Consider the following 25623-nt stretch of genomic DNA (forward strand, 5'->3'; position numbering starts at 1 on the left):
GCAAGCGCGCGAAACTGCGACATAATGCAAATCTTTCGCATTATCTGTAAAGGGTTGTGCTTGTAAATATGTCTTATTCACACGAATGAATGCCAGCAGCATGACCTGTATCAGCTGGCAATCACTGTGGCGAGGGGAGCTTGCTCCCGCTGGAAAGTGCAACATTCGTAATCAGGTCGACTGGAATTTTCTGTCAGAACCGTGGGGGCAGGATTTGGGGCGGCTTTGCCAGTCAGCGGGAGCAAGCTCCCTGCCACAGGTTCAGAGGATCGCGGCATTGCTGCGCTGGGCCTGTTTCAGGTAAGCGCCCAGTTCTCGCGCCGGCAGCGGTTTGCTGTAGAAGTAGCCCTGACCTTCATGGCAGCCTTCAGAGATGATGTAGGCCTCTTGTTCGATGGTTTCCACACCTTCGGCAATGACCTGCATGCCCAGGCTCTTGCCCAACTGAATGATGGCCCGGACGATGGTCGCATCGTCGTCGTCATCGAGCAGGTCCTGAACGAAGCTCTTGTCGATCTTGATCTTGTCCAGTGGCAGGCTTTTCAGATAACTGAGCGATGAGTACCCGGTGCCGAAGTCGTCGATGGCGATCAGCGCGCCGGAGCGACGCAGGCTCAGCAGGTGCTGGGCGGCGGTGCTGATGTCTTCCATCAGGCCGGTTTCGGTGACTTCCAGCTCCAGGCTGCGGGGTGGCAGGCGGTACATCTGCAGCAGGTTGTTGACCACTCGCGGCAGTTCGGCGTGGTGCAACTGGACGGTGGACAGGTTCACGGCCATGCGCAGGTCGGTGAAACCCTGGTCATGCCAGTCGCGCAATTGTTTGCAGGCCTGATCCAGCACCCATTCGCCGATGGCGATGATGGTGCCGTTCTGCTCGGCCAGCGGGATGAACAGGTCCGGTGGCACCAGCCCATGTTCGGGATGCTGCCAGCGAATCAATGCTTCGACGCCCACTACCCGATGATCGCGGTAGCTGATCTGCGGTTGGTAGACCAGGTAGAACTGGTCGCGCGCCAGGGCGTCGCGCAGGTCTTTTTCCAGCTCGCGACGGCGACGCATTTCAGTGTCTACGCTGGCGATATAGAACTGATAACGGTTGCGCGAGCGGGTCTTGGCCAGGGTCATGGTCTGCTCGGCCTTTTGCAGCAGCTTCTCGGTGCTGTCACCGTCCTCGGGGAACAGGGTGATGCCGATGGTGGCGCGCAGTCGAATTTCCTGATGATCGAGGGCGAACGCCGCTTCGAGATCATCGAGAATGCTCTGGGCCAGTTCGGCCGCTTCGTAGGGTTGTTCGATATCGGCCTGAACGAGGGCGAACTGGTCGCCACCGAGGCGGGCGAGGGCGCCGAGGCGACCGCTGTGGGCCCGCAGGCGATCAGCCAGGGCCAGCAACAACTGGTCGCCGGTCTGATAGCTGAACTGTTCGTTGATGCCCTTGAAGTCATCGAGGCCGACACACAGCACCGCAACCCGCCGCTGCAACTTGCCGGCGTCGACGAGAATCTTGTCCAGTTGTTGCTGCAATTGCTGGCGGTTCGGCAGACCGGTGAGGAAGTCGTATTGGGCCATGCGCAGCAGGCTGTTTTCCGCTTCGTGGCGCAGGTGCGTGTTGCGTTCGATGGATTCGAGCAACTGGTTGGCGGTGTTGATCCAGATGCCCAGTTCGTTTTTTTCGTGGCCCCTGAGCTGCGGAATCTTATGCTCGCTCGGGCGGTCCGGGTTGATTTCGGTGAGGTGCTCGATGATCCGCGACAACGGTTTGGTCAGCAGCCAGTGATAGACCAGATACAGCACCAGCCCCATGGCCAGGGCCCGCAATACACCGGAAATGAAGATGATCACCGAATTGACGATAAATCCCTCGCCATACGTGGCGGTGTCGAGGGTGATGCTCAGGTCGCCGTAGTACTCGCTGTAGGGGCCGCGACCCACCAGTTGAGTGGTGAAGGTGCGTTCCTTGCCCAGGATCAGGTCGGTCAGCCAGCGACTGCTGGATTGCTGCAGGTCGCGGGATTTTTGCGCGAGCATGGCTTCATTGGGGTGGCCGATGGAGGCCTGGCGCACAGCGTCGTCCTGGAACAGGCCTTCGATCACCTGCATGCCCATTTCCCGGTCCAGGCTGTAGACGGCCTGGGTCGAGGGGTCGCGGAACATGTCGAGGATGCGCTGGGCATCGCTGGCCACGGCCTGGCGTGTTTTATAGGCATCGAAAACGATCTGCGCGCAGCTCAAGACCACGCCGACGATCAATGCCGACAGGAGCACGACCCGGAGCAACTTTACCGACAAGCTGTTCTTGAGTTCCAGCTTCAAAGAGTCATTCCTTGTTCCGTGCAGGTAGCATCAAGTTGCCATGAGTATTGGCAATCCCGTGATGGCAGTCAAAGGGACAATCAAACACAGGGGAATTTGCCTGTGGGTTGGCCGAAATGCTGTTGCCTGGAGTATTTGTCCTATTAGTACTGTGTCGGTAGTCGAGTCCTTCAACTTGAGGGGAGGGTAGAGATATTTTCCATTTGGTTGATGTTAGACGGCTATGGCGGTGGGGCAAGGGGGGGAAGGCTGGTTTCATTGTGGGAAATCGGCCTTTGTGCGGGGGCGAGACTGCTTGTGAGGGCGGCCCGATTTTCGCGGGTGTCCTCGGACCTTGTGGGCGCTGGCTTGCCAGCGATGACGACCTGACAGAGGACAGATATTCTTCGGCTGTACTCGAATTCGGCAAGCATTCCAAAACCCAAAAAAAAACCCGGCAAAAGCCGGGTTTCTTGACTGGCGTCGATCTTAAGCGGTGAAGGTTTTGCCTTCGAACTGCTCAGCCACGAATTTCCAGTTGACCAGGTTCCAGAACGCTTCAACGTACTTCGGACGCAGGTTGCGGTAGTCGATGTAGTAAGCGTGTTCCCAGACGTCGCAGGTCAGCAGCGGGGTGTCGCCGCTGGTCAGCGGGTTGCCGGCGCCGATGGTGCTGGCCAGGGCCAGGGAGCCGTCAGCCTTTTTCACCAGCCAGCCCCAACCGGAACCGAAGGTACCGATGGAGGTTTTGCTGAATTCTTCTTTGAACTTGTCGAACGAACCGAAGGCTGCGTTGATGGCTTCAGCCAGTGCGCCGGTTGGTTGACCGCCGGCGTTTGGCGCCAGGCAGTTCCAGTAGAAAGTGTGGTTCCAGACCTGAGCGGCGTTGTTGAAGATGCCACCCGAAGAAGACTTGACGATTTCTTCCAGGGTCTTGCCTTCGAACTCGGTGCCTGGCACCAGGTTGTTCAGGTTCACGACGTAGGTGTTGTGGTGCTTGTCGTGGTGGTATTCCAGGGTTTCCTTGGAAATGTGCGGCTGCAGGGCATCGTGTGCGTAGGGCAGCGGCGGCAATTCGAAAGCCATGATGATTCTCCTAATCAGGTCAGTTGCGGTGGTCGCAAGGCCGATCACGGGCGGCCAGACAAGCGCCGGGGAGTTTGTACTCTTTGCGGCGCATCGAACCGGATCATAGCACCGGGGGTGCGGCATAACCACGCAACAACTGTGTGGAATAGAGGTTCCAGAGCCTTTTGGAATAATCAGGAGACGATGATTAATTGAAAGGCTACGGTGAACATCATCACGGCGACCAACAGATCCAGAATCCGCCAGGTGCTCGGCCGAGCCAGCCACGGCGCCAGCCATGCAGCGCCCAGCGCCAACGTGAAGAACCACAGCAACGACGCACTGGCCGCGCCCACGACATAGGCACCAGGCTCGGTCTGTTGTGCGCCAAGGGAGCCAATCAGCAATACGGTATCCAGATAAACGTGCGGGTTGAGCAGGGTGACCGCCAAGGCGCTGAGCAGCACGGCGCGCAGTGAACGTACGGTCTGGTTTTCATTCTGTTGCAAGCTCTGTTTCGAGAAGGCCCGGCGCAACGCGAGGCTGCCGTACCAGATCAGGAACACCGCGCCGCCCCAACGGGCCACCGCCAGCAATGTCGGATTTTGCGCCAGCACGGTGGCCAGACCGAACACGCCGGCAGCCACCAGCAACGCATCGCACGTCACGCAGAGCGCCGCCACCGGCAGGTGATGTTCACGCCGCAGGCTCTGGGCCAGCACAAACGCGTTCTGAGTGCCGATCGCCATGATCAGCCCCGCGGCCACCAACAGGCCGTTTACATAGCTTTGCCACATAAGGATTTACTCCGCATTCGCTGCCAGATCCCGCAACACGTGCAGGGCGCGTTCGGCATCGGCCTGGCCGACGAATAAATGGTCGTGGAAATAACCGGCGATCACGTTGCAGCTGATGCCGGCCTGGCCCAATGCCGTGGCGAAGGCGGCGGTCAGGCCGACGGCTTCCAGCGCGGAGTGCACGTTCAGGGTGATCCATGCGGCAACGTAGTCGAAGCTGAAACCGGCCTTCTCGGCCTGGGAGCGTTCCAGAATCACCGTCAGGCCTTCCTGCTCGCGAAAACTGCCGATGATCTCAAGACCCGGCGGCAAATGGCCGTCGCGCAACGTGCAGAACACATACTCGCCAGCGTTGAGTTGCGGGCTCATGCTGCGCAAAAGCGTTGCCAATGAAGTTTCGCCAGCCATGTCGGTGTTCCTTGCTCAAGAGTTCTTGCTGGCCATTCTCCGTCCATAAGCGGTATAAGAAAAACCAATCATGCTGATCGCTCATTAGGAAAACTGATGTTCGACTATAAATTGCTTTCCGCGTTGGCCGCCGTGATCGAGCAGGCCGGTTTTGAACGCGCCGCCCAGGTGCTCGGCTTGTCGCAATCGGCGATCTCCCAGCGCATCAAACTGCTGGAAGCGCGGGTCGGCCAACCGGTGCTGGTGCGGATGACACCGCCGGCGCCGACTGAAATCGGCCGGCGTTTGCTCAACCATGTGCAGCAGGTGCGCCTCCTGGAGCGGGACCTGCAAACCCTGGTTCCGGCGCTGGATGAAGAAGGCCTGCCGGAACGTCTGCGCATCGCCCTGAACGCCGACAGCCTCGCCACGTGGTGGGCCGAAGCGGTCGGAGATTTTTGCGCCGAACAACACCTGTTGCTGGATCTGGTGGTCGAAGACCAGACCGTCGGCCTCAAGCGCATGCGCGCAGGCGAAGTGGCGGCGTGTGTCTGTGCCAGCGAACGTCCGGTCGCCGGGGCGCGCAGCGTTCTGTTGGGCGCCATGCGTTATCGCGCATTGGCCAGCCCGGCCTTCATCGCCCGGCATTTTCCGCAAGGCGTTCGCGCCGATCAGTTGTCGAAAACGCCGGCGCTGGTCTTTGGCCCGGACGATTTCCTGCAGCATCGCTACCTCGCGTCCCTCGGCGTAGATGGCGGTTTTGAACACCATTTGTGCCCGTCGTCCGAAGGCTTCATTCGCCTGACCGAAGCCGGCCTGGGGTGGGGGCTGGTGCCTGAATTGCAGGTGCGCGATCAGCTGGAACGCGGGGTTTTGCGCGAGCTTTTGCCAGATAAGCCCATCGATGTGCCGCTGTACTGGCATCATTGGCGCAATGGCGGTCAGTTGCTGGGGTTGCTGACCGATCAATTGGTGCGCTCGTCGAAGCAATGGCTGGTGCCGTTGGACTGACCGGCAGCGTCAAGACCTCACGCACTACGCAAAACGAAATATTCGGAGCACTACATGAAGATTCTGGTCACCGGCGCAAGCGGCTTCATCGGCGGACGCTTTGCGCGTTTCGCCCTGGAGCAGGGCCTGGACGTGCGGGTCAACGGTCGCCGGGCCGAAAGCGTCGAACACCTGGTGCGCCGAGGCGCCGAGTTCGTTCAGGGTGACTTGAGCGACCCGGAACTGGCGCGCAACCTGTGTTCCGACGTCGAAGCCGTGGTGCATTGCGCCGGCGCTGTAGGCGTGTGGGGACGTTATCAGGACTTTCATCTGGGCAACGTGCAGGTCACCGAAAACATCGTCGAAGCCTGCCTGAAACAGCGTGTCCGGCGGCTGGTGCACTTGTCCTCGCCGTCGATCTACTTCGATGGCCGCGATCACCTCGGGTTGACCGAAGAGCAGGTCCCCAAGCGCTTCAAACATCCCTACGCCGCGACCAAATACCTGGCCGAGCAGAAGGTCTTCGGTGCCCAGGAATTCGGCCTCGAAACCCTGGCCCTGCGTCCGCGCTTCGTGACCGGTGCGGGCGACATGAGCATCTTCCCGCGTCTGCTGACGATGCAACGCAAGGGGCGGCTGGCCATTGTCGGCAACGGTTTGAACAAAGTCGATTTCACCAGCGTACAAAACCTCAACGAGGCGTTGCTCAGCAGTTTGCTGGCCGGCGGATCGGCGTTGGGCAAGGCCTACAACATCAGCAACGGAACGCCGATCCCGTTGTGGGACGTGGTCAATTACGTCATGCGCAAGATGGATGTCCCACAGGTGACCCGCTACCGTTCCTACGGCCTGGCCTACACCGTGGCGGCGCTCAACGAGGGCATGTGCAAGCTCTGGCCGGGTCGTCCCGAGCCAACCCTGTCGCGCCTGGGCATGCAGGTGATGAACAAAAATTTCACCTTGGACATCAGCCGCGCGCGGCATTATCTGGACTACGATCCGAAGGTCAGTCTCTGGACCGCCCTCGATGAATTCTGCGGCTGGTGGAAGGCTCAGGACATTCGCTGACACACAGGCAGTCCCGATACTGAACCGAGTCCGGGAATCAAGGGTCAATCGATGCGGCTGACGGGTTTATACTTCGCCCCATCAAGCCATCACCGCGTTCCACAAAGGTTGACTCAATGTCCATGCGTAACGATGCCAACGACGACTTCGACGATGTACCGAGCCTGCGTGCCGACAGCCTCGACGACGATGATTTTGTGCCCTCCGCCCGCACCGCCGTGCATTCGCGCACCCCGCCGGTGGTCAAGGTCAAGTCTGCCAGCACCGGCCCGTTGTGGGCACTGGTCGGCGCCTTGTTTTTTGCCTTCGCCGGCCTTGCCTGGTGGAGCTTCCAGCAGATCTCGCTGATGGAACAGCAACTGGTGGCGACCCAGGAAAGTTTCGCGCGCATCAGTGAGGATGCGGCGGGGCGCTTGCAGGACATTTCCGGCAAGGTCGTCGCCAGCCAGACCAACGTCACCAGCGACAGCGAAGCACTGAAACTGCAGATCAAGCAGCTGGAAAGCAAACTCCAGGATCAGAGCAAGCAGCAACAGGGCGTTGTCGGCCAGACTTCCGACCTGGACAAGCGTCTGGCGCAAATGACCGCGCAAACCGCCGATCTGGACAAGCGCCTGGCGCAAGCCACCGCCCAGAACACCGAGCACCAGACCGCCAACACGCAATTGCAGGCCCAGGTCAAAGCCCTGAGCGGTGAACTGGCCGCCCTGAAAAGCGCGCCGGCGGAAACTGACAAATTCGACGCTCAGCTGAAAAGCCTCGGTGCCGACATCGTTGCGCTGAAAAAACAAGGCAACCCGAGCGCCGCCATTGAACGTCTGGAACAAGACATGATTGTGCTCAAAAGCGAACAGGACAACCGCCCGGCCGCCGGGCCTGCCTCGTCCAGCACGGCCGAGTTCGACGCTTTCCGTGCTTCTGTCACCCGCAACATCAACACCCTGCAGGCGCAGATCCAGAATTTGCAGCAGCAGTTGCGTGCCCGAGCGCAATAACCCTGCACGCGAATACTTGTGATGAGGGAGCTTACTCCCGCTGGGTGGCGAAGCCGCGCCAAAGCCATCCACCGCGGATTTTCAGATAATCCGCGGTGCCTGATTTGCGTCTGCTGCGCCCGGACGCGGATCGGCCGGCGGGAGCGAGCTCCTTCGCCACAAAACCTCAGCTCCCCACCCTCACACCGTTCCCTGAATGTTCGTACATATCCCCAAGCCGTCTACGCTCTTGAAACATCGACAAGAATGAGGAATGCGCAATGGGGTTTTTGCACAGGTTGGCCCTGCTGGGCGGGATGCTGTTGCTGTGTCTGGGGCAGGCTCAAGCTGCCGGGACCGAGAAGGATGACAGCCAGGCCGCCATCGCCTTGCTGGAAAAAGCCCTGGCCTACTACCACGACAACGGTGACAAGGCGTTCGCGGCCTTCAGCCGCCAGGGCGAGTTTGTCGACAAGGACCGCTACGTGTTCGTCGTCGATACCAAAGGTGTGATGCTCGCCAGTGGCGGGCCGTCTTCGGCGTTGATCGGGCGCGATGTGTCTGAGGTGCTCGGCCCGGATGTGCAGAAAGCCTTCAAGGACGCGTTGAAAGTGCCGGAGGGCAATGGCATCCAGCAGGCGGAATATCGCTGGCAGAACTGGTCAGACGGCAAGGTCGAACGCAAGCATGTGTTCTACCAACGGATCGGCCAGCGCATTCTGGCAGTGGGTTATTACCTGCCACGGGCGTCGGCGGAGCAGGCGATGGCGCTGCTGAACAAAGCGGCAACCGACCTGGCCAGGGACGAGAAGGGCACGCTCACCGCCATCAACTCACTCAAGGGTGGTTATTTGCAGGATGACCTGTATGTGTTCGTCGTCGACCTGGACACCCAGCGCTATGTCGCGCACGGCACCAACCTGCGGCTGATCAATACCGATTTCGGCAAGATCAAGGACCCTGAAGGCAAGCCGGTGGGCGAGCCGATCCTGGGGTTGATGGCTGAACAGGATTATGGCGAATACGAATATCGGTGGAAAAACCCGGTGACCGGCAAGATCGAGAACAAGCATGCGTACCTGAAAAAGGTCGGGCATTTTCTGGTGGCGGTCGGGTATTACAGCCCTTGATGGTGGTGACTGACAGACCGCAATCGCGAGCAGGCTCGCTCCCACAGTAGATCTCCAGTGATCACAGCATTGTGTGCGACAGAGATCAAGTGTGGGAGCGAGCCTGCTCGCGATTGCAGGCGACTCGGTCTATCTATCGAGCCTTGTCTTCGCGCCCCCGCAACACCCGGTTCGGCATGGCAATCGCCGCCGCCAACCCCAGCAACGACACCGCCGCACTGACCATCAGCAAATGCCGGAAGGTCAGCAGCAGCTCAGCGCGCAAGGCGTTCTGCGCATCCCCCGGCGCTGCGTTCAGGCCGTCCAGCAAGACGTTCCCCGAACGGCCCTCGGCAATCAGTGTCGAGCCAGCCAGGTGTGCGAAACTCGAGTCTTGCAGCAACGCCAGCAACAGCGCCGACATCAACGCCACCCCCACCGCACCGCCCAGGGAACGGAACAGGTTGGTGGTGCTGGTCGCGACGCCGATGTCCCGTTGCTCCACTGAATTCTGTGTCCCGACCAGTGAGGTCGGGAACTGCATGCCAGAGGCGATACCGCTGAGCACCATGAACAAGCTGCTGAGCACCACCGCCTGGGGCGGACTGAACGCCATGCCGAGAATCGACATTGGCATCAGGATCGCACCGGTGAGGATCATCGGTTTGTAGCGCCCGGTCACCGAGGTCCGCCGCCCGGCGAAATACGCACCGATCGGCAATCCCATGGCCAAGGGCAACAGGTGCAGCGCGGCACTGTCAGCCCCGGCGCCCGTGACGCTCTGGAAGCGCAACGGCATCAGCACGATCAGCGAGATCGCCTGGAAACTGGTAAAGAAAATTGTGCACCAGCACAGGATCGCATTGCGGTTGGCGAACAGGTGCATGGGCAGCAACGGCTCCTGCGCACGGCGCTCATGCCGGACGAACAAGGCCAGGACCACCACCGCACAACCCAGCAAGCCCAACACTTCGGCGCTGCGCCACGAATGCCCCTGGCCGAACTGGGTGATACCGAGCAACAAGGCCGTCAGGCCGATGATCATTAACAGCGTGCCAAGGTAATCGATGATCGGTTTGCGCTGTGGTACGGGCAGCCCTACCAGCGTGCGATTGGCCACCAGCCACGCCCCCAGGCCCAGTGGCAGATTAATCAGGAACACCCAGCGCCACGACAGGTATTCGGTCATGTAACCGCCGAGCACCGGACCGGCCACGCTGGCCACCGCGTACATGCTGCTGAAGTAACCTTGATAGCGACCCCGTTCGCGGGGCGGCACGATATCGCCGATGATTGCCTGGCTGACCGAAATCATCCCGCCGGCACCGATGCCCTGAACAATCCGCGCCAGCACCAGCTGCTCCATGCTCTGGGCCATGCCGCAGAACAACGAAGCCATCGTGAACAGCCCCATGCCGAACAGCATCAACGTGCGCCGACCGTACAGGTCCCCCAGTTTGCCGTAGATCGGTACCGCCACGGTCATCGCCACCATGTAGCCGGAAATCACCCAGGCCAGCAGGCTGACATCCTTGAACTGCGCGGAAATGGCCGGCATCGATACGGCGACAATGGTCTGGTCCAGTGCGCCGAGAAAAATCGCCAGCATCAGGGCGATCAGCACGCTGCGAATGGCCGGTTTGGGCGTGTCAGGCTGGTTGAGATTGGTCACGGGAGAACCTGCGGGCAGTGAGGGTCCCGCAAGAGGCATGGGCGAGCGGGGATGCTCGCCAGTGTAAGTCGATAGGAGGCTATTCGATAGCCTCGTACGGAAGTCCGACGTAATTTTCTGCAATGGTTTTTCGACCCGCCTCAGAACTGACGAAGTAGTCCAGCTCCGACTCACTGATGCGCTGGCTGAACCCGTCGTGATCGTCAAAGCGATGCAACATCGAGGTCATCCACCAGGAAAACCGCTCGGCTTTCCAGACCCGGCGCAGGCAAACCTCAGAGTACTTCTCCAGCAAGTCGACCCGGCCTTCGCGGTAAACCTTCAGCAGAATATTGAACAACGTACTGACGTCGCTCGCCGCCAGGTTCAGGCCTTTGGCGCCGGTGGGCGGCACGATGTGCGCGGCGTCGCCGACCAGAAACATCCGCCCGTACTGCATCGGTTCGACCACGAAACTGCGCAGCGGCGCGATGCTTTTTTCGATGGACGGCCCGGTCACCAAAGACTCTGCCAACGCAGCAGGCAGCCGGGACTTGAGCTCATCCCAGAAACGCTGATCGGACCAATTCTCGACGTGTTCGTCGGCAGGAACCTGAAGGTAATACCGGGTACGCGTCGCCGAGCGCATGCTGCACAGGGCAAAGCCGCGTTCGTGACGGGCGTAGACCAACTCATCGTGGACGGGGGGGGTGTCAGCGAGAATCCCAAGCCAGCCGAATGGATAAACCCGTTCGAACACCTTCAAATTCTCGGCGGGAATCGATTGCCGCGCCACGCCATGGAAGCCGTCGCAACCGGCGATGTAGTCGCAATCGAGCCGCCAGGTTTCGCCATCCTTTTCGAACGTCACGAAGGCTTCATCGGTTTTCATGCCGTGGGGTACGACGTTGCCGGCTTCGTAAATCGTCTGCGCGCCGGCCTCCCGACGAGCGGCCATCAAGTCACGGGTGACCTCGGTCTGCCCGTAGATCATCACGGTTTTTCCCCCGGTCAGGGCCTGCAGATCAATGTGCACCCGACGCCCGTCGAGGGCCAGTTCGAAGCCGCCGTGAACCAGCCCTTCGGCGTCCATGCGCTGGCCGACGCCGGCCTGACGCAGCAGCTCTGCCATGCCTTGTTCGAGAACACCGGCGCGGATTCGCCCGAGCACATAGTCCGGGGTCTGGCGTTCGAGGATGAGGGTGTCGATACCGGCGTTGTGCAGCAATTGGCCGAGCAGCAATCCGGACGGGCCGGCACCGATGATGGCGATTTGGGTTTTCAGCGTTTTCATTGTTTTTATGACTCGCAAGCTCCACGCGACCAGAGTCGGTGAATTATTTTTATGGATCGAGTGCTTGCATTTTTCACTTGCGGGTCTGTCAATTGAAGGTGAAAACTGAGCCGATAGCTGTACATTCTGCCAATCGGTGCGATTATCGCCCACCACCTTCCGAGGCCTGGATTGAAGTTATGAACAAGCCTGACCTGCCTTCGATACCGGTGTTCAAGCTCTATGGTGAAAGCCTGGAATGGCCGACCCCGGACTTGTTGCACTGCGAAACCATCTCCAAACGCAGCCGCGAACATCAGTGGGAAATCAAACCCCATCGCCACGCCGATCTGTGCCAGTTGCTCTTCGTGTTCAAAGGTCAGGCAGAGCTTGAAATCGAAGGCAAACGCACGCAGTTGAGCGAACCGGCGATCCTCGTTCTGCCGCCGTTATCGGTGCACGGTTATCGTTTTTCCGAGGATGTCGAAGGGTTTGTCGTGACCCTGGCCGCGCCGCTGGTCGCTCATCTCCAGGCGCAACTGGGCAACTCGGTGAATGCCCTGGCCCAGGCCGAAAGTTATCCGGCCGGCAATGACGGTGAGTACCTCAACAGTCTGTTTTCTGCATTGCAGAACGAGTACACCGGCCATCAACCGGCCCGGGAAATGCTCATGCATTCGCTGGTCAGCGTGATCATGGTGTGGGTCAGCCGTCAGGCGCTTCAGCGTCGCTCGGCCACTCAGCGTCCACAGCGTGCGCGGGAATACCTCAACGGGTTCATCCAGCTGGTGGAAGAGACGTATCGCCAACACGTCAAGGTAGAGGACCTGGCGCATCGGCTGGGAATTTCCGTGTCGCACCTCAACGGCACCTGCCGTGAGTTGGCAGGACAACCGGCGTTGCAGATCATGCACGAGCGGCAATTGCTGGAGGCCAAGCGTTTGCTGACCTACACCAGCATGACCATTTACGAAATGTCCGACGTGTTGGGGTTTTCCGATCCGACCAACTTCACGCGCCTGTTCCGGCGCCGGGTGGGGATCTCGCCCAAGGCTTTTCGCGACCGCTTGAAGGCCGATCAGGACAACGAGGCCTGATCCGCTTCGTTATCGAAGGGCGTTGAGGGTCGCGTTGTGGGGGATGCAACGCTCGAAGTTACAGCTCGCGTATTCACGGGGCAGTTGTCGCAACTGCTCGACGCGCCAGGCCGCCGTGCCATACAGCGCCAGCGTGGCCGCGCAGGTGATGAAAATCGCGAGGTATCTTCTTGTTTTGATGTTCATGGCGTTGACCTCTGAACGAATACCCTTCGGTACTTATTTCAGCATAGGTCAGCGGCAGTGAGTTGCCAGTCACGCGTTCTGCGCATGTAGGCCGACATTCAGAACACTGATGTTCCCCGTGGGAGCGGGCCTCTTAAAGTCCGATATCCCAGGCTGGGTCTTCGGGGAATCTGAGCACCAGAAAATCCAGCACGCTGCGCAGTGCCGCCGGCATGTGTTTGCGAGAGGCGTACACCGCGTAGATGTTCATCCGGCGTGGTTCGGCCTGGGGCAGCAGGCGGATCAGTTCACCACGATGGATATGCACACCGGCCTGATAAGTCGGCAACATCGCCACCCCGGCGCCGGCCATCGTCGCGCGCAGCAACGTACTGGCTTCATTGGCGCTGATGTTGCCCTGCACCGGTACCGAGACCTGTTCTCCATCCTGTTCGAAATGCCACAGGCTTTTACCGAAATAGGAGTGCGTCAGGCAGTTGTGCAGGCTCAGGTCTTCCACCCGTATTGGCGTCGGGTGCTCGTCCAGGTAAGCGGGAGCGGCGCAGATCACCGAGCGGCAGACCGTCAGCCGCCGCGCAATGAGGTTCGGGTCCAGGTCATTGCTGGTGCGAATCGCCAGGTCGATGCGCTCGTCCACCAGGTTCACCGTGCGGTCGAGCATCTGCAGGTCGATGCTGACGCCGGGGTAACGCTTGACGTAGGCGGCCATCGCATCGGCCAATTGCGCCTGGCCGAACGAGGTGCTGACGCTGACTCGCAGCAGGCCACGCGGCGCATCGTCCGGTTCGCTGACGGCCGCTTGCATGTCCGTGGACAGGTCGAGCATCTGCCGACAGCGCGGCAGTATTTCACTGCCGGCGGCGGTCAGGCTCAACTTGCGTGTGGTGCGGTGCATCAGGCGCGCGCCGACCCAGTCTTCCAGTTCTGCCAGATACCGCGAAACCACCGGCCGTGAGAGCTCCAGATGATCGGCGGCGGCCGACTGGCTACCGAGGTCGACCACCGTGACGAACACCCGCATTGCTTGTAGACGATCCATGATTTGCCCGATTTCAGAAACAAACTATGTTCCAGCATCGCATTTTTTGTACTGAGTCGTGCAACTAAGCTCTGTTCCATCGCCAAGCACGGCACTCGGACAACGGAGCAACAGATGATCGGTTTCACTTCCATCAAGCGTATTTTGCTGGCCACGGCCGCCCTTGGCTTCGCGGCTCACGCGGCGGCATCGACGTTGACACTGGATGTGTACAACCCGGGCGACAAGGCGATCTTCCCGGTGACCTCGGTTCTGGTCAGTGGCGAGAAAGACGCGATCCTGGTGGACGCGCAATTCGGCAAATCCCAGGCCGAGCAAGTGGTTGAAAAAATCCGCGCCAGTGGCAAGCAACTGACCACCATTTACATCAGCCACGGTGACCCGGATTACTACTTCGGCCTCGACACCCTGACCGCTGCGTTCCCCCACGCCAAGGTGCTCGCTTCGCAAGCGACAGTGGATCACATCAAGAAAACCGTCGACGGCAAACTGGCGTTCTGGGGCCCGAAAATGGGCGCCGATGTACCGGCCAGAACCATCGTGCCGGGCGTGCTTGAGGGCGACAGCCTGATACTCGAAGGGCAGAAGTTGCAGGTGGTGGGGCTGGAGGGCAAGCAACCGGATCGCACCTTTGTGTGGATCCCGTCGATCAAGGCGGTGGTCGGGGGCGTGGTGGTCGCGGAAAACATTCACGTGTGGATGGCCGACACCCAAACCGCGCAATCCCACACCGACTGGCTGGCTACGCTGCACAGCATTGAAACCCTGAAACCGAATACTCTCGTGCCGGGTCATTACCTCGGCAAGAGCGCGCGCTCCCTGGCCGCTGTGCAATTCACTGCGGACTACATCAAGGCCTTCGACGAAGAAACCGCCAAGGCCAAAGACGCTGCGGCGTTGATTGCTGCGATGAAAAAACGCTTCCCGACCCTCGGCGAAGAAAGCTCGCTGGAGCTGAGTGCCAAGGTCGCCAAGGGCGAGATGAAGTGGGGTGAGTGAATTTATGTGATGAACACGCACACCTGTGGCGAGGGGATTTATCCCCGTTGGACTGCGCAGCAGTCCCAAGCTTTGACGACTGCTTTGCAGCCGAACGGGGATAAATCCCCTCGCCACAAAAGCCCTTCTACCATTCAAATTTGCAAAGATCACCCAAGCCAACTGGAGAACATCATGAGCAACATCGCAATCATCGGTGCCACCGGCCGTGCCGGCAGCCAGCTGTTGGAAGAAGCCCTGCGCCGAGGCCATAGCGTCACGGCCATTGCCCGCGATACGTCGAAGATCGGTCAGCGTGCCGGAGTCGTCAGCAAGAAAGTTGATGCCCTCGATGCCGAAGCGTTGCAAGCGGCGGTCGCAGGTCATGACGTGGTGATCAGCGCCGCGCACTTTGCGACCCTTCCAGCCCGCGCCGTCATCGGGCCGGTGAAACAGGCCGGGGTGAAACGTCTGTTGGTGGTCGGTGGTGCGGGTTCGCTGTTGCTGCCGGACGGTACTCGCGTGATCGACAGCAAAGGTTTCCCTGAAGCGTACAAAACCGAGGCCAGTGCCGGTGCTCAATTCCTGGAGAACCTGCGTCAGGAAAACGAACTGGACTGGACCTTTGTGTCGCCGTCGGCGGAGTTTGTCGAAGGTGAGCGCACCGGTACGTTCCGGATTGGCAAGGACGATTTGCTGGTGAGCGGTGCAGGGCGCAGCTGGATTACCTTCGCCGACTATGCGATTGCGATGATCGATGAAGTGGAAGCGCCGAAGCATTCCCGTCAGCGGTTTACAGTCGGCTACTGATCCAGAAACACCGCCCATCCGTAGGAGCAGCCTTCGGCAGCTCCTACGGAGTTTGTCCGCTCAGCGGGCCTGAGCCTGCGCTACCAACCACCCCATCAACTCGCGCAACTGCGGTGAAGGTGCCGGTTTCTCCGGGAACACCAGGTAATACGCCAACCCCGTCTTCACCTTCAATTCAAACGGCATGACCAGCCGCCCGGCACTCAGGTCGTCGCCGATCAACGACCAATCGCCGATCGCCACACCGGTCCCTTGGGACGCCATCGACATCGCCAGGTCCAGGGTCTCGAAATGCTGGCCTTTGCTGACGTTGCTCAATTGCAGATCCGCCGCTTTCAACCAGGCATTCCAGTCGCGCTCATCCCGTGTCGGGTGCAGCAACAAGTGTTGTTGCAGATCTGCCGGTGTCTGCAACGCCGTCGGCCCGTCCAGCATCGGCCGTGAACACACCGGCGTCAGTTGCTCATCGAACAGCAGATAAGACGTCAACGCACGGTCCGGTGGCGCGCCATACATCACCGCCGCATCGAACTGTTCGCGATGGAAATCCACACCGTGCTTCACCGTGGTGGTCAATTCCACGGGCACGTCCGGACGCTCCCGTTGCCACTGCAACAGACGCGGCAACAACCAGCGCATCACGCAGGTCGGCGCCTTGAGTTGCAGGGTTTCGCGCTTCTCGCCGATCTGTTCGACTGCCTCGTCGATCAAGCCGAAAATCTGCTGCACCCGTGGCAGCCACTCCCGCCCTTCAGCCGTCAAATCCAGGCCGCGGGCCTGGCGAATGAACAGCTCATAACCCAGATGTTCTTCCAGCCCGGCGATCTGCCGACTCACCGCGCCCTGGGTGATGAACAGCTGTTCGGCCGCTCGGGTGAAGTTGCAGCACTGCGCGGTGATCAGAAAAGTGTGCAGCGCCGGCAGGGGAGGCAATCGTTTCATTGGGATCCAAGGTATGACGTGAGGACATGGCTAGTATGACTTTTTATCCATTGTTACGGCTACGTGTCGCCCGTTCCAATGAGGCCATCCCTGGACCTGCCCATTCATCATAAACACTGCGCAGGCCCGGCGTCTCAAACGAACAAAAAGGGCAAAAGACATGGCGACGTGCGGCGAAGTATTGGTCAAGTTACTCGAAGACTACGGGGTTGAGCAGGTGTTCGGCATTCCCGGGGTTCACACCGTGGAGCTTTATCGCGGGCTGGCCCGTTCGAGCATCAACCACGTCACTCCGCGTCACGAACAGGGCGCCGGTTTCATGGCCGACGGCTATGCACGCACCAGCGGCAAACCGGGTGTGTGCTTCATCATCACCGGCCCTGGCATGACCAACATCACCACCGCCATGGGCCAGGCCTACGCCGACTCGATTCCGATGCTGGTGATCTCCAGCGTGCAGACCCGCAACCAGTTGGGCGGCGGTCGCGGCAAGCTCCATGAGCTGCCGAACCAGGGCGCATTGGTCGGTGGCGTGGCAGCGTTCTCCCACACCCTGATGTCGGCGTCCGAATTGCCGGGCGTATTGGCCCGCGCCTTTGCCCTGTTCCAGGCCGGTCGCCCGCGTCCTGTGCACATCGAAATTCCGCTGGACGTGCTGGTCGAAGAGGCCGATGACCTGCTCGCCAGCCGGCCGGTTAACATCGACCGCGCCGGTGCTTCGCCAAGCGCGATCAGCCGCATGACCGACCTGCTCGCCGGCGCCAGGCGCCCGCTGATTCTTGCCGGTGGCGGCGCCATCGATGCTGCCGCGGAACTGACGGAGCTGGCCGAACTGCTCGACGCGCCGGTGGCCCTGACCATCAACGCCAAAGGCATGCTCGAATCCAGCCATCCGCTGCTGATCGGCTCGACCCAAAGCCTGGTCGCGACCCGCGCCCTGGTGGCCGAGGCCGACGTGGTGCTGGCGATTGGCACCGAACTGGCGGAAACCGACTACGACGTCACCTTCGCCGGCGGTTTCGAGATTCCCGGTGCGCTGTTGCGCGTGGACATCGACCCTGACCAGACCGTGCGCAACTACCCGCCGACAGTCGCCCTGGTGGCCGATTCGCGCAACGCTGCCCAAGCCTTGTTGAGCGCGCTGTCCCACAAGTCGCTGGCCGAGCGCCGCAACGATTGGGGCCAGGTCCGCGCCGCACGTCTGCGTGAAGACCTCGCCGCCACCTGGGATGCCCCGACCCTGGCCCAGACCCGCTTCCTCGAAACCGTCCTGCACGAATTGCCGGACGCCGTGTTCGTCGGCGATTCGACCCAACCGGTGTACACCGGCAACCTGACCTTCAACCCGGAACGCCCGCGCCGCTGGTTCAACTCGTCCACCGGCTACGGCACCCTCGGTTACGCCTTGCCGGCGGCGATTGGCGCCTGGCTCGGCGGCAGCGTTGAAAGTGGCGCACGTCCTCCGGTGGTGTGTCTGATCGGTGATGGCGGTCTGCAATTCACTCTGCCGGAACTGGCCAGCGCCGTTGAAGCGCGCACGCCGGTGATCGTCCTGCTGTGGAATAACCAGGGCTACGAAGAGATCAAGAAATACATGGTCAACCGCGCCATCGAACCGGTTGGCGTGGACATCTACACCCCGGACTTCATCGGCGTCGCCAAGGCGCTGGGCTGCGCGGCTGAAGCGGTCAACGGTGTCGATCAATTGCGCAATGCACTGCGCTGCGCTACCGATCGCCAAGGCCCGACCCTGATCGAAATCGATCAGACCCAGTGGATGAAGGCGGTGTCGAAATGAGTTTTCCAACCACCCTGGATGGCTTGTTCATCAACGGTAAATGGTCGGCCGGCAGCGAACATCTGCGCGTGATCAACCCGGCCACCGAAGCGCTGCTGACCACCGTGAACGGCGGCGATGCAAACGCCGTCGATGACGCCGTGAACGCAGCGACCGAAGCCTTCTTGGCCTGGTCGCAAACCACCGGCACCGAGCGTGGTGCGATCCTGCGCAAGATTGCCGCCGGCGTGCAGGCCGGTCGCGAGCAGTTGATGCAGTTGCAGTCGAGCAACAACGGCAAACCGCTGTTCGAAGCGGCCATCGACGTCGATGACGTGATCGCGACGTTCGAGTACTACGCCGGTCTGGCCGAAGGCCTCGATGCCAAACAAGACAGCAATGTCGAGTTGCCCACCGATGACTTCAGCGCCCGTGTGCGCCGCGAGCCGTGCGGTGTGGTCGGCCTGATCGTGCCGTGGAATTTCCCGATGGTCACCACCGCGTGGAAACTCGCCCCGGCCCTGGCCGCCGGTTGCTGCGTAGTGCTTAAACCGTCCGAAGTGACGCCACTGCCGGAGCTGGAACTGGCGGCGATCATCGCCGACGCCGGATTGCCGAAGGGCGTGTTCAACGTGGTCTGCGGCACCGGCCTGGCAGTGGGTGCGCCCCTCTCGGCAGACCCGCGCATTGCCAGGATTTCCTTCACCGGCAGCAATGCGGTCGGCGTGCAAGTGATGCAACGCGCTGCCGAAACCGTGAAGGGCGTGAGCCTCGAACTGGGTGGCAAATCTTCGTTGCTGGTGCTCAAGGACGCCGACATCGCGTTGGCGGTGGAAGTGGCCTGTGGCGGTGGTTTCTTCAACGCCGGGCAAATGTGCTCGGCCACCAGCCGCGTGCTGGTCGCCGATGAACTGGCCGACGAATTCCTCCTGCGCCTGAAGGCCCGCGCCGAAGCCATTCGCGTTGCCGACCCGTTCGACCCGAACGTGGAAATGGGCGCGCTGGTCAATCAGGCGCAATACCAGCGCGTGCTCGGTCACATCGATCGCGGTTTGAGTGCCGGCGCCAAGCTGATTTGCGGCGGCAATCGCCCCGCAGACCTGCCCCGCGGATATTTTTTGCAACCGACGATTTTTACCGAAGTGCCCCTCGACAGTGCGTTGTGGTGTGAGGAGATTTTCGGCCCGGTGATCTGTGTGCGCAGTTTCACCACCGAAGCCGAGGCGATTGCCTTGGCCAACGACAGCCAGTTCGGTCTGGTCGCCAGCGTTGTGACGCGCGACGCCGAGGCGGCGGATCGGGTCGCCAACGCTTTGCAGGCGGGACTTGTGTGGATAAACGCGCCGCAAGTGATCTTCCCGCAGACCGCCTGGGGCGGCTACAAGCAGAGCAGCATCGGCCGCGAATTGGGGCCGTGGGGCTTGCAGGCTTTCCAGGAAATCAAACACGTGATTCGCGCCGTCTGACGGCACGAAAAAGGTGAGTGCATGCTTCGTATAGAGGCATGCACTGATGTCATGGCTTCGATGAGTTTTTATCGATAGTCAGCTTTTTTGCACGACCTCAGGATGAACTCACTGGTTCAGCCAAACCCCCGAAAATACGAGGGATAGCGCTGGTCCGGCCGCGCGGATGCAACAGTTTCGACCTGCCTTATACCTACAAAAACAAAGGGAGTCCGTAATGGGCGAGCATGATCTGAACAGACGTCAATTTATCAAAACCGTGGGCGTGGCTTCGGTTGCAGCGGCGGCCATGAGCTTGCCCTTCGTCAAGGCCAATGCCAGCGACACCCGTTTCCAGGGCAAGACCCTGCGCTTGCTGACCTGGTCTGATGACACCGGCCTGGCTGCGCTGCGCAACATTGCGGCGACTTTCGAAGACAAGTACGGCTGCAAGGTCATCGCTGACCGCACCGGCAGCACCTCGGAAATGGTCGCCAAACTCAAGGCCGCGGGTGATCGTCCGCAGTACGACATCATCACCCTGGCTGGCGTCGGCGCCGAAGGCCTGGCCGCCGCCAACCTGCTGGAAAAACCCGACCTCAACCGCATTCCCAACCTGGTCGACGTCCCGGAGAAATACCGCACCGGCGCCAACGGCCACGGGATCGGTTACCTGCTCTGGTGCAACAGCCTGGTCTACAGCACCCGCACCATCAAGGAAGCGCCGGACAGTTACGCTGCCCTGTGGGACGCGGAGCTGTCGCCGAACATCTTCCTGCCGCCGCCAAACTGGACCGAGGCCATGGACCTGATCATCATCGCCGCCAAACTGGCCGGTGGTGACGAGCACAACATCGAGCCAGGCTTCAAGAAACTCGCCGAGCTGAAAGACCGTGTGGTGACCCTGGGTGAAAACCCGAACCAGATCGCCGAGCTGTTCCGCACCGGTTCCCTGGACATGGGTGGCCTGTACGCCCCGGCGTTCTTCCCGAAACAGATCCGCGATCCGGCCTACGGCCTGGGTGCCACGTTCGGCATGAAGGAAGGTTTCTACACCGACCTGATGCTCTCGGTAATGCCGAAGAATCGTCCGGGCGATACCGACCTGACCTACGCCTTCATCAACCACTCTCTGGACCCGCTGGTGCAGGGCAAGATGGCTGAAGATATCTACAACGGCCCGGTCAACGCCAAGGCGATCATCTCCGCCGAAGCGCGCAAGAGCCCGTACATCCTCACGCCAGAGCAGATTGCCGAGAAGGCGATCATGCACGACAACGCCTTCCTGGCCTCCGTGCATGACCAATGGATTCGTCGCTACACGGAAATCTTTTCTTCCTGATTCTTGAGGTCTGAAGATCCATTGTGGCGAGGGAGCTTGCTCCCGCTCGGCTGCGTAGCAGCCGCGAAACCTGACACCGCGTTTTGTCTGAACGGGCGCGGTGAATGATCAGGGCCGCTTCGCGACCCAGCGGGAGCAAGCTCCCTCGCCACAGGTTTTTGCCTTATCTCAGTCTTGCTGCTTTCCATTGACGAGACCCTTGCTATGGAACACCAACCTCTGACTCATCCGGTCGTTACCGCTCCGGCGCGCGCCCATCGGGGTGTTTCGCCGACGACTCGCGCCTGGTTTTTCCTCTCGCCGTCGATGCTGTTTCTGGGCGTGCTGATTGCCGCCAGCCTGCTGGTGCTGCGCATGAGCGTGGGCACCAAAGGCGCGGAATGGACCGGGTTCAGCCTGGCCAGCTACGCCCAGTTGCTGGAACCGTACTACCTGAAATCCCTGCTGCTGACCTTGCGTCTGGCGCTGATCAGCGCAGTGATCGCCGTCGTGCTGGCGATCCCGGTGGCCTACACCATGTCGCGCCTGACCTCACCGTTCGTGCGCCGGATCTTCCTCGCCGCCGTGCTCTTGCCATTGCTGGTCAACCTGCTGCTGCAAAGCTACGGCTGGCTGGTGATTCTCGGCCCGGGCGGGATGCTCAATCAGGCACTGATGGGCCTGGGCCTGATCAAGCGACCGATCATGCTGCTGTACAACCAGAACGGCGTGCTGATGGGCCTGGTGCAAACCGCGTTCCCGCTGGCCGTGTTGCCGATCGCCAGCGCCATGCGCGGCGTCGCCCGTACCTACGAAGAGGCCGCCGCCACGCTGGGCGCCAGTCGTTTGCAGGTGTTCCGTCAGGTGGTGTTGCCGATGAGTTTTCCGGGGATCATCACCGGTGCGACGTTGGTATTCGCCTACAACGCCAGCAGTTTCGTGGTGCCTTTGCTGCTCGGCGGCCGGCGCGTGCCGATGCTGGCGGTGATGGTGCATGACCAGATCGCCCCGCTGATGAACTGGCCCGCTGCGTCCGCCGCCGGTGTGGTGCTGATTGTCACCACGCTCGCGATCATGACCTTCTCCGAATACATCACCGGCCGTCGTCGCCGCATGCTGGAGGCTTCGCAATGAGCGCTGTGATCAAGAAGCGTCATTCACTGTTGCCGGGGGATACCGGCAAGTTCGCCGGCATCCTCTCGGGTTTCATCCTGCTGCTGGCGGTGCTGCCGATCCTGACCATGATCGTCATGTCGTTCAGCGGTGCGTCGAACCTCGACTTCCCGCCGAGCAGCTACAGCCTGCAATGGTACAAGGCCGCCTGGCACACCTTCGTTTCGCCGGATTCCAGCGATGTGCTGAGCCTCGGCAAAGCCATGACCACCAGCCTGATGGTCGCGTGCCTGACCATGGTCTTCGCCACAATCATCGCGGTGCCGGCGGCTTATGCGCTGACCCGTTGCGAGTTCCGTGGCAAAGCCGTGGCGCTGCAATTGATGTCGCTGCCACTGGTGTTTCCGATGGTGGTGTTGGGCCTGGCGTTGTTGCTGGTGTTCGACAGCCTGCCGTTCCAGATGACCACCTCGCGACTGGTGATTGCCCACGTGATCCTGGCGTTGCCGTTCGTGGTGAAAAACTGCACCGCGGCGATGCTTTCCATCGGCAGCGAAGTCGAAGAAGCCGCGCAAATGCTCGGTGCTTCGCCAACGCGAGCGATCATTGATGTGGTGGTGCCGCTGATGAAGTCGGGGATTCTGGCGGGGATGCTGCTGGCGTTCATCGTCTCGTTCAACGAATTCACCGTGACCTATTTTCTCTACACCATCGACGTGATGACCGTGCCGATCTGGATGTACAGCCGCACTGTGTCGTCGCTCGACCCCACCGTATTTTCGTTTGCCGTGCTGATCGTGCTGATCGACTTCGTCCTGATCTGGGCGCTGGAGAAGCTGGTCGGTGAAGGTGGCGTTTCGTTCTGATTCTTGAGGTGATTCATATGTCTGGTCTGATTCTGGAAAACGTCGAGAAACATTACGGCTCGGCCTGTGCGGTAAAGGATGTGAACCTGCATTTGCCGGAAGGCAAACTGGTGTGTTTCCTCGGCCCTTCGGGTTGCGGCAAAACCACGCTGCTGCGGATGATCGCCGGGCTCGAAACCCTGACCGGCGGCGAGATTCGCCTGGACGGTGAAGACATCGGCCACACACCGGCGCATCAGCGCAATTTCGGCATGGTGTTTCAATCGTTGGCGCTGTTCCCGCACATGACCGTGGGGGAGAACATCGCTTATCCGCTGAAACTGCGCGGGGTCAGCAAGGCTGACCAGCAGGCGCGGGTGGTGGAATTGCTGGAACTGATTCAGTTAAAGGAAATGATTGATCGCCCGGTGGCGAAACTCTCGGGCGGCCAGCGCCAGCGCGTGGCGATCGCCCGGGCGATTGCCAACCACCCGAAAATCCTTCTGCTGGATGAACCGCTGTCGGCGCTGGACGCCAAGCTGCGCGAGTCGATGCAGGTGGAAATCCGTCAACTGCAACAGCGCCTGAACATCACTACCATCATGGTGACCCACGATCAGCGTGAAGCCATGACCATGGCCGACATCGTCGTGGTGCTGGGTGAGCATCGTGTGCAGCAGGTCGGCACGCCGATCGAAATTTATCGTCATCCGGCCAACGAATTCGTCGCGGACTTCATCGGCTCGGGCAACATCTTTCCGGCCACGGCGCTGGGTAACGGCAAGGTGGGCTTGCCCGGCGGTGATGCACTGGAAGTGCCGATCTGCAGCAGTATCGTGGTCGGTGAGAAAGTGAAAATGCTGATCCGCCCTGAAGACCTGCAGCTGTCGCACCCGCAGGCGACGGCGGGGAATCGGTTGCTGGGCAAGGTGACGTTCGTGCGTGATATCGGCGCGACCATCGAGACGACCGTTGAGTGTTCGGGCGTGTCGTTTACGGCGTTGAGCACGCCGTGCCAGGGGTTTGGGCTGAGCATTGGCAACCCGGTGTCGGTGACCTTGCCGGCTGAGGCTTGCCGCGTACTGGGTGCCTGATCCGGATTTGATGTCGGCCTTACTGGCCCCATCGCTGGCAGGCCAGCTCCCACAGGTTTATCGGTGTTCACACGATTTTGTGATCACCCACAATCCCTGTGGGAGCTGGCCAGCCAGCGATGGGGCCATCCGTTACCCCCTCAAGGCTGAATCAGACCGTCAACCGCAACCGCGCCAAATCCCGCAACGGCGGCGCCCCGAACAACCGGCTGTACTCCCGGCTGAACTGTGACGGGCTTTCATACCCGACGCGATACCCCGCCGCCGACGCTTCCAATCCTTCCGCCAGCATCAACCGCCGCGCTTCCTGCAACCGCAACTGCTTCTGATACTGCAACGGACTCATGGCCGTCATGGCCTTGAACCGGTGATGCAGCGTCGACACGCTCAAATTCACCTCCCTGGCCAAATCATCGATGCGCAGCGGCTGCTCATAATTGCCATTGAGCCATTTGATCGCCTGGCTGATGCGATGGCTCTGACTGTTGGCGATGGCAATTTCATACAACCGATAGCCCTGCTGACTGCGCAACAACCGATAGAGAATCTCCCGACGAATCAGCGGCGCGAGCATGGCGATGTCTTTCGGTGTGTCCAGCAATCGCGCCAGGCGCAGCACCGCGTCGAGCATCGCCGTGTCGATCCGTTCGACATACAGGCCACGCCCGGTCGGACGGGTTGGTACGCCGAGCGGGCCGGCGTCGGCAATCAGCGCGGTGATTTCCGCCGGGTCGATGTCCAGCCGTACCGAGAGGATCGGTTCATCAGACGTGACGTTCACGATCCGCCCGCTCAGGGGCATGGAAACCGACACCACCAGGTAATTCAGCGGATCGTAATTGAAGAATTCGTCCGCCAGCCTGACCTCTTTGCGCCCCTGCGCCATGATGCACAACGCCGGTTGCGCCAGCACCGGGGCGAAGTCATGGGACTTGCTGTGTTTGCCCAGAAACAGCGAACCGACGGCGGTCTCATAATTGCCATCCTCCGTGGTGTTACGACGGATGATGGCCGCCAGTTCCGCGCGCTGTTTCTCCATGTCGGCGTCCAGCGGGGCTTGAAAGTGATCGAGCGACGACATGCAGGGCATCCTCGGCGAAGCAGTGGGAATGAGCTGAGCTTAAATTTGTGCAAGGCGCAGCGGTAGACACATCCTGCCAAAAGCTTGCCTGATTCTGCACGAGGTTGCAGAGGCGGGTGGTTCTGCCGGTTTAGCACAGGGAAAACTTGCTCGAACCTCGTGTTTCAGCGCCGTGACAGGTTTTACACATTGTTACAGGTGCTGAAGGCAGCTTCGCAGGATTGTGCAACAAGCCGGCAGGAATCGACTAACAGGGCAGCGTGCGGGCGCTTAACCTTGGATCCTG

23 protein-coding genes are annotated in these 25623 nt (G+C 60.6%); 13 read left to right on the top strand and 10 right to left on the bottom strand.

Going from position 1 to position 25623, the window contains the following annotated elements:
- Positions 1-261: 261 nt before the first annotated feature.
- From ACM6IQ_RS00180 to ACM6IQ_RS00195, 4 genes are all read right to left on the bottom strand, one after another.
- A complete protein-coding gene (locus tag ACM6IQ_RS00180; protein ID WP_017340541.1) occupies positions 262-2313 on the bottom strand; it encodes a putative bifunctional diguanylate cyclase/phosphodiesterase in 2052 nt (683 codons plus the stop codon).
- 468 nt (positions 2314-2781) lie between these two features.
- Positions 2782-3378 carry a superoxide dismutase gene (locus tag ACM6IQ_RS00185; RefSeq protein ID WP_017340540.1) on the bottom strand — a complete coding sequence of 199 codons (597 nt, stop codon included), beginning with the start codon at positions 3376-3378 and terminating at the stop codon, positions 2782-2784.
- Between the two features lie 176 nt (positions 3379-3554).
- Positions 3555-4157, bottom strand: a complete 603-nt coding sequence (locus tag ACM6IQ_RS00190; RefSeq protein WP_017340539.1) for a LysE/ArgO family amino acid transporter — start codon at positions 4155-4157, stop codon at positions 3555-3557.
- 6 nt (positions 4158-4163) lie between these two features.
- A complete protein-coding gene (locus tag ACM6IQ_RS00195) occupies positions 4164-4565 on the bottom strand; it encodes an ACT domain-containing protein (protein ID WP_017340538.1) in 402 nt (133 codons plus the stop codon).
- 96 nt (positions 4566-4661) lie between these two features.
- On the opposite strand from ACM6IQ_RS00195, the gene ACM6IQ_RS00200 reads away from it, so the two are divergent.
- From ACM6IQ_RS00200 to ACM6IQ_RS00215, 4 genes are all read left to right on the top strand, one after another.
- Positions 4662-5555 (top strand): LysR family transcriptional regulator ArgP, encoded by an 894-nt coding sequence (locus ACM6IQ_RS00200; RefSeq protein WP_017340537.1) that lies wholly within the window; start codon positions 4662-4664, stop codon positions 5553-5555.
- A gap of 54 nt (positions 5556-5609) precedes the next feature.
- Positions 5610-6602, top strand: coding sequence for an NAD-dependent epimerase/dehydratase family protein (locus tag ACM6IQ_RS00205; RefSeq protein ID WP_017340536.1), 993 nt, complete (start codon positions 5610-5612; stop codon positions 6600-6602).
- Positions 6603-6718: 116 nt separating this feature from the next.
- On the top strand, positions 6719-7597 hold the full coding sequence (locus ACM6IQ_RS00210) for an ATPase (protein WP_414877841.1): 879 nt from the start codon (positions 6719-6721) through the stop codon (positions 7595-7597).
- Between the two features lie 260 nt (positions 7598-7857).
- Positions 7858-8706 carry a cache domain-containing protein gene (locus ACM6IQ_RS00215; protein WP_017340534.1) on the top strand — a complete coding sequence of 283 codons (849 nt, stop codon included), beginning with the start codon at positions 7858-7860 and terminating at the stop codon, positions 8704-8706.
- A gap of 133 nt (positions 8707-8839) precedes the next feature.
- Here the strand turns inward: ACM6IQ_RS00215 and ACM6IQ_RS00220 are convergent, their stop codons facing one another.
- Together ACM6IQ_RS00220 and pobA are read right to left on the bottom strand one after the other, a co-directional pair.
- Complete coding sequence (locus tag ACM6IQ_RS00220; RefSeq protein ID WP_414877842.1) at positions 8840-10357, bottom strand: MDR family MFS transporter; 1518 nt, start codon at positions 10355-10357, stop codon at positions 8840-8842.
- A gap of 79 nt (positions 10358-10436) precedes the next feature.
- Positions 10437-11621: a 4-hydroxybenzoate 3-monooxygenase gene (pobA, locus tag ACM6IQ_RS00225; RefSeq protein ID WP_414877909.1), complete on the bottom strand. Its 1185-nt coding sequence runs from the start codon at positions 11619-11621 to the stop codon at positions 10437-10439.
- A 188-nt stretch (positions 11622-11809) separates the two neighbouring features.
- Between pobA and ACM6IQ_RS00230 the strand changes: the two genes are divergently transcribed.
- Positions 11810-12706: a helix-turn-helix domain-containing protein gene (locus ACM6IQ_RS00230; protein WP_414877843.1), complete on the top strand. Its 897-nt coding sequence runs from the start codon at positions 11810-11812 to the stop codon at positions 12704-12706.
- 9 nt (positions 12707-12715) lie between these two features.
- Here the strand turns inward: ACM6IQ_RS00230 and ACM6IQ_RS00235 are convergent, their stop codons facing one another.
- Entirely contained in the window at positions 12716-12892 is a 177-nt protein-coding gene (locus ACM6IQ_RS00235; RefSeq protein WP_017340530.1) for a hypothetical protein, read from the bottom strand.
- A 133-nt stretch (positions 12893-13025) separates the two neighbouring features.
- Positions 13026-13931 (bottom strand): LysR family transcriptional regulator, encoded by a 906-nt coding sequence (locus ACM6IQ_RS00240; protein WP_414877844.1) that lies wholly within the window; start codon positions 13929-13931, stop codon positions 13026-13028.
- Positions 13932-14045: 114 nt separating this feature from the next.
- On the opposite strand from ACM6IQ_RS00240, the gene ACM6IQ_RS00245 reads away from it, so the two are divergent.
- Both ACM6IQ_RS00245 and ACM6IQ_RS00250 read left to right on the top strand, forming a co-directional pair.
- Complete coding sequence (locus tag ACM6IQ_RS00245; RefSeq protein WP_414877845.1) at positions 14046-14930, top strand: MBL fold metallo-hydrolase; 885 nt, start codon at positions 14046-14048, stop codon at positions 14928-14930.
- Positions 14931-15104: 174 nt separating this feature from the next.
- Positions 15105-15719, top strand: coding sequence for an NAD(P)-dependent oxidoreductase (locus tag ACM6IQ_RS00250; RefSeq protein ID WP_017340527.1), 615 nt, complete (start codon positions 15105-15107; stop codon positions 15717-15719).
- A 60-nt stretch (positions 15720-15779) separates the two neighbouring features.
- Here ACM6IQ_RS00250 and ACM6IQ_RS00255 read toward each other — a convergent pair whose 3' ends face one another.
- Positions 15780-16661 (bottom strand): LysR substrate-binding domain-containing protein, encoded by an 882-nt coding sequence (locus tag ACM6IQ_RS00255; RefSeq protein ID WP_414877846.1) that lies wholly within the window; start codon positions 16659-16661, stop codon positions 15780-15782.
- 160 nt (positions 16662-16821) lie between these two features.
- Between ACM6IQ_RS00255 and ACM6IQ_RS00260 the strand changes: the two genes are divergently transcribed.
- From ACM6IQ_RS00260 to ACM6IQ_RS00285, 6 genes are all read left to right on the top strand, one after another.
- Positions 16822-18459, top strand: a complete 1638-nt coding sequence (locus ACM6IQ_RS00260) for a 5-guanidino-2-oxopentanoate decarboxylase (protein ID WP_414877847.1) — start codon at positions 16822-16824, stop codon at positions 18457-18459.
- On the top strand, positions 18456-19904 hold the full coding sequence (locus ACM6IQ_RS00265) for an aldehyde dehydrogenase family protein (protein ID WP_017340524.1): 1449 nt from the start codon (positions 18456-18458) through the stop codon (positions 19902-19904). Before ACM6IQ_RS00260 ends, ACM6IQ_RS00265 begins: the two co-directional genes overlap by 4 nt.
- A gap of 217 nt (positions 19905-20121) precedes the next feature.
- On the top strand, positions 20122-21225 hold the full coding sequence (locus ACM6IQ_RS00270) for an extracellular solute-binding protein (RefSeq protein WP_010457579.1): 1104 nt from the start codon (positions 20122-20124) through the stop codon (positions 21223-21225).
- Between the two features lie 204 nt (positions 21226-21429).
- Positions 21430-22338, top strand: coding sequence for an ABC transporter permease (locus tag ACM6IQ_RS00275; RefSeq protein ID WP_017340523.1), 909 nt, complete (start codon positions 21430-21432; stop codon positions 22336-22338).
- Positions 22335-23183, top strand: a complete 849-nt coding sequence (locus ACM6IQ_RS00280; protein ID WP_017340522.1) for an ABC transporter permease — start codon at positions 22335-22337, stop codon at positions 23181-23183. Before ACM6IQ_RS00275 ends, ACM6IQ_RS00280 begins: the two co-directional genes overlap by 4 nt.
- A gap of 17 nt (positions 23184-23200) precedes the next feature.
- Entirely contained in the window at positions 23201-24256 is a 1056-nt protein-coding gene (locus ACM6IQ_RS00285) for an ABC transporter ATP-binding protein (RefSeq protein ID WP_017340521.1), read from the top strand.
- A gap of 151 nt (positions 24257-24407) precedes the next feature.
- On the opposite strand, the gene ACM6IQ_RS00290 is transcribed toward ACM6IQ_RS00285, so the two are convergent.
- Positions 24408-25337, bottom strand: a complete 930-nt coding sequence (locus ACM6IQ_RS00290; protein WP_017340520.1) for an AraC family transcriptional regulator — start codon at positions 25335-25337, stop codon at positions 24408-24410.
- Positions 25338-25623 lie beyond the last annotated feature (286 nt).

The sequence above is a fragment of the Pseudomonas sp. IT-P100 genome, from assembly GCF_949767185.1.
GTDB lineage: Bacteria > Pseudomonadota > Gammaproteobacteria > Pseudomonadales > Pseudomonadaceae > Aquipseudomonas > Aquipseudomonas fluorescens_B.

Coding starts and splice junctions, on each gene's coding strand:
- ACM6IQ_RS00185 (WP_017340540.1), bottom strand. CDS start 3,378: ATGGCTTTCGAATTGCCGCCGCTGCCCTACGCACACGATGCCCTGCAG.
- ACM6IQ_RS00190 (WP_017340539.1), bottom strand. CDS start 4,157: ATGTGGCAAAGCTATGTAAACGGCCTGTTGGTGGCCGCGGGGCTGATC.
- ACM6IQ_RS00195 (WP_017340538.1), bottom strand. CDS start 4,565: ATGGCTGGCGAAACTTCATTGGCAACGCTTTTGCGCAGCATGAGCCCG.
- ACM6IQ_RS00200 (WP_017340537.1), top strand. CDS start 4,662: ATGTTCGACTATAAATTGCTTTCCGCGTTGGCCGCCGTGATCGAGCAG.
- ACM6IQ_RS00205 (WP_017340536.1), top strand. CDS start 5,610: ATGAAGATTCTGGTCACCGGCGCAAGCGGCTTCATCGGCGGACGCTTT.
- ACM6IQ_RS00210 (WP_414877841.1), top strand. CDS start 6,719: ATGTCCATGCGTAACGATGCCAACGACGACTTCGACGATGTACCGAGC.
- ACM6IQ_RS00215 (WP_017340534.1), top strand. CDS start 7,858: ATGGGGTTTTTGCACAGGTTGGCCCTGCTGGGCGGGATGCTGTTGCTG.
- ACM6IQ_RS00230 (WP_414877843.1), top strand. CDS start 11,810: ATGAACAAGCCTGACCTGCCTTCGATACCGGTGTTCAAGCTCTATGGT.
- ACM6IQ_RS00235 (WP_017340530.1), bottom strand. CDS start 12,892: ATGAACATCAAAACAAGAAGATACCTCGCGATTTTCATCACCTGCGCG.
- ACM6IQ_RS00240 (WP_414877844.1), bottom strand. CDS start 13,931: ATGGATCGTCTACAAGCAATGCGGGTGTTCGTCACGGTGGTCGACCTC.
- ACM6IQ_RS00245 (WP_414877845.1), top strand. CDS start 14,046: ATGATCGGTTTCACTTCCATCAAGCGTATTTTGCTGGCCACGGCCGCC.
- ACM6IQ_RS00250 (WP_017340527.1), top strand. CDS start 15,105: ATGAGCAACATCGCAATCATCGGTGCCACCGGCCGTGCCGGCAGCCAG.
- ACM6IQ_RS00255 (WP_414877846.1), bottom strand. CDS start 16,661: ATGAAACGATTGCCTCCCCTGCCGGCGCTGCACACTTTTCTGATCACC.
- ACM6IQ_RS00260 (WP_414877847.1), top strand. CDS start 16,822: ATGGCGACGTGCGGCGAAGTATTGGTCAAGTTACTCGAAGACTACGGG.
- ACM6IQ_RS00265 (WP_017340524.1), top strand. CDS start 18,456: ATGAGTTTTCCAACCACCCTGGATGGCTTGTTCATCAACGGTAAATGG.
- ACM6IQ_RS00270 (WP_010457579.1), top strand. CDS start 20,122: ATGGGCGAGCATGATCTGAACAGACGTCAATTTATCAAAACCGTGGGC.
- ACM6IQ_RS00275 (WP_017340523.1), top strand. CDS start 21,430: ATGGAACACCAACCTCTGACTCATCCGGTCGTTACCGCTCCGGCGCGC.
- ACM6IQ_RS00280 (WP_017340522.1), top strand. CDS start 22,335: ATGAGCGCTGTGATCAAGAAGCGTCATTCACTGTTGCCGGGGGATACC.
- ACM6IQ_RS00285 (WP_017340521.1), top strand. CDS start 23,201: ATGTCTGGTCTGATTCTGGAAAACGTCGAGAAACATTACGGCTCGGCC.
- ACM6IQ_RS00290 (WP_017340520.1), bottom strand. CDS start 25,337: ATGTCGTCGCTCGATCACTTTCAAGCCCCGCTGGACGCCGACATGGAG.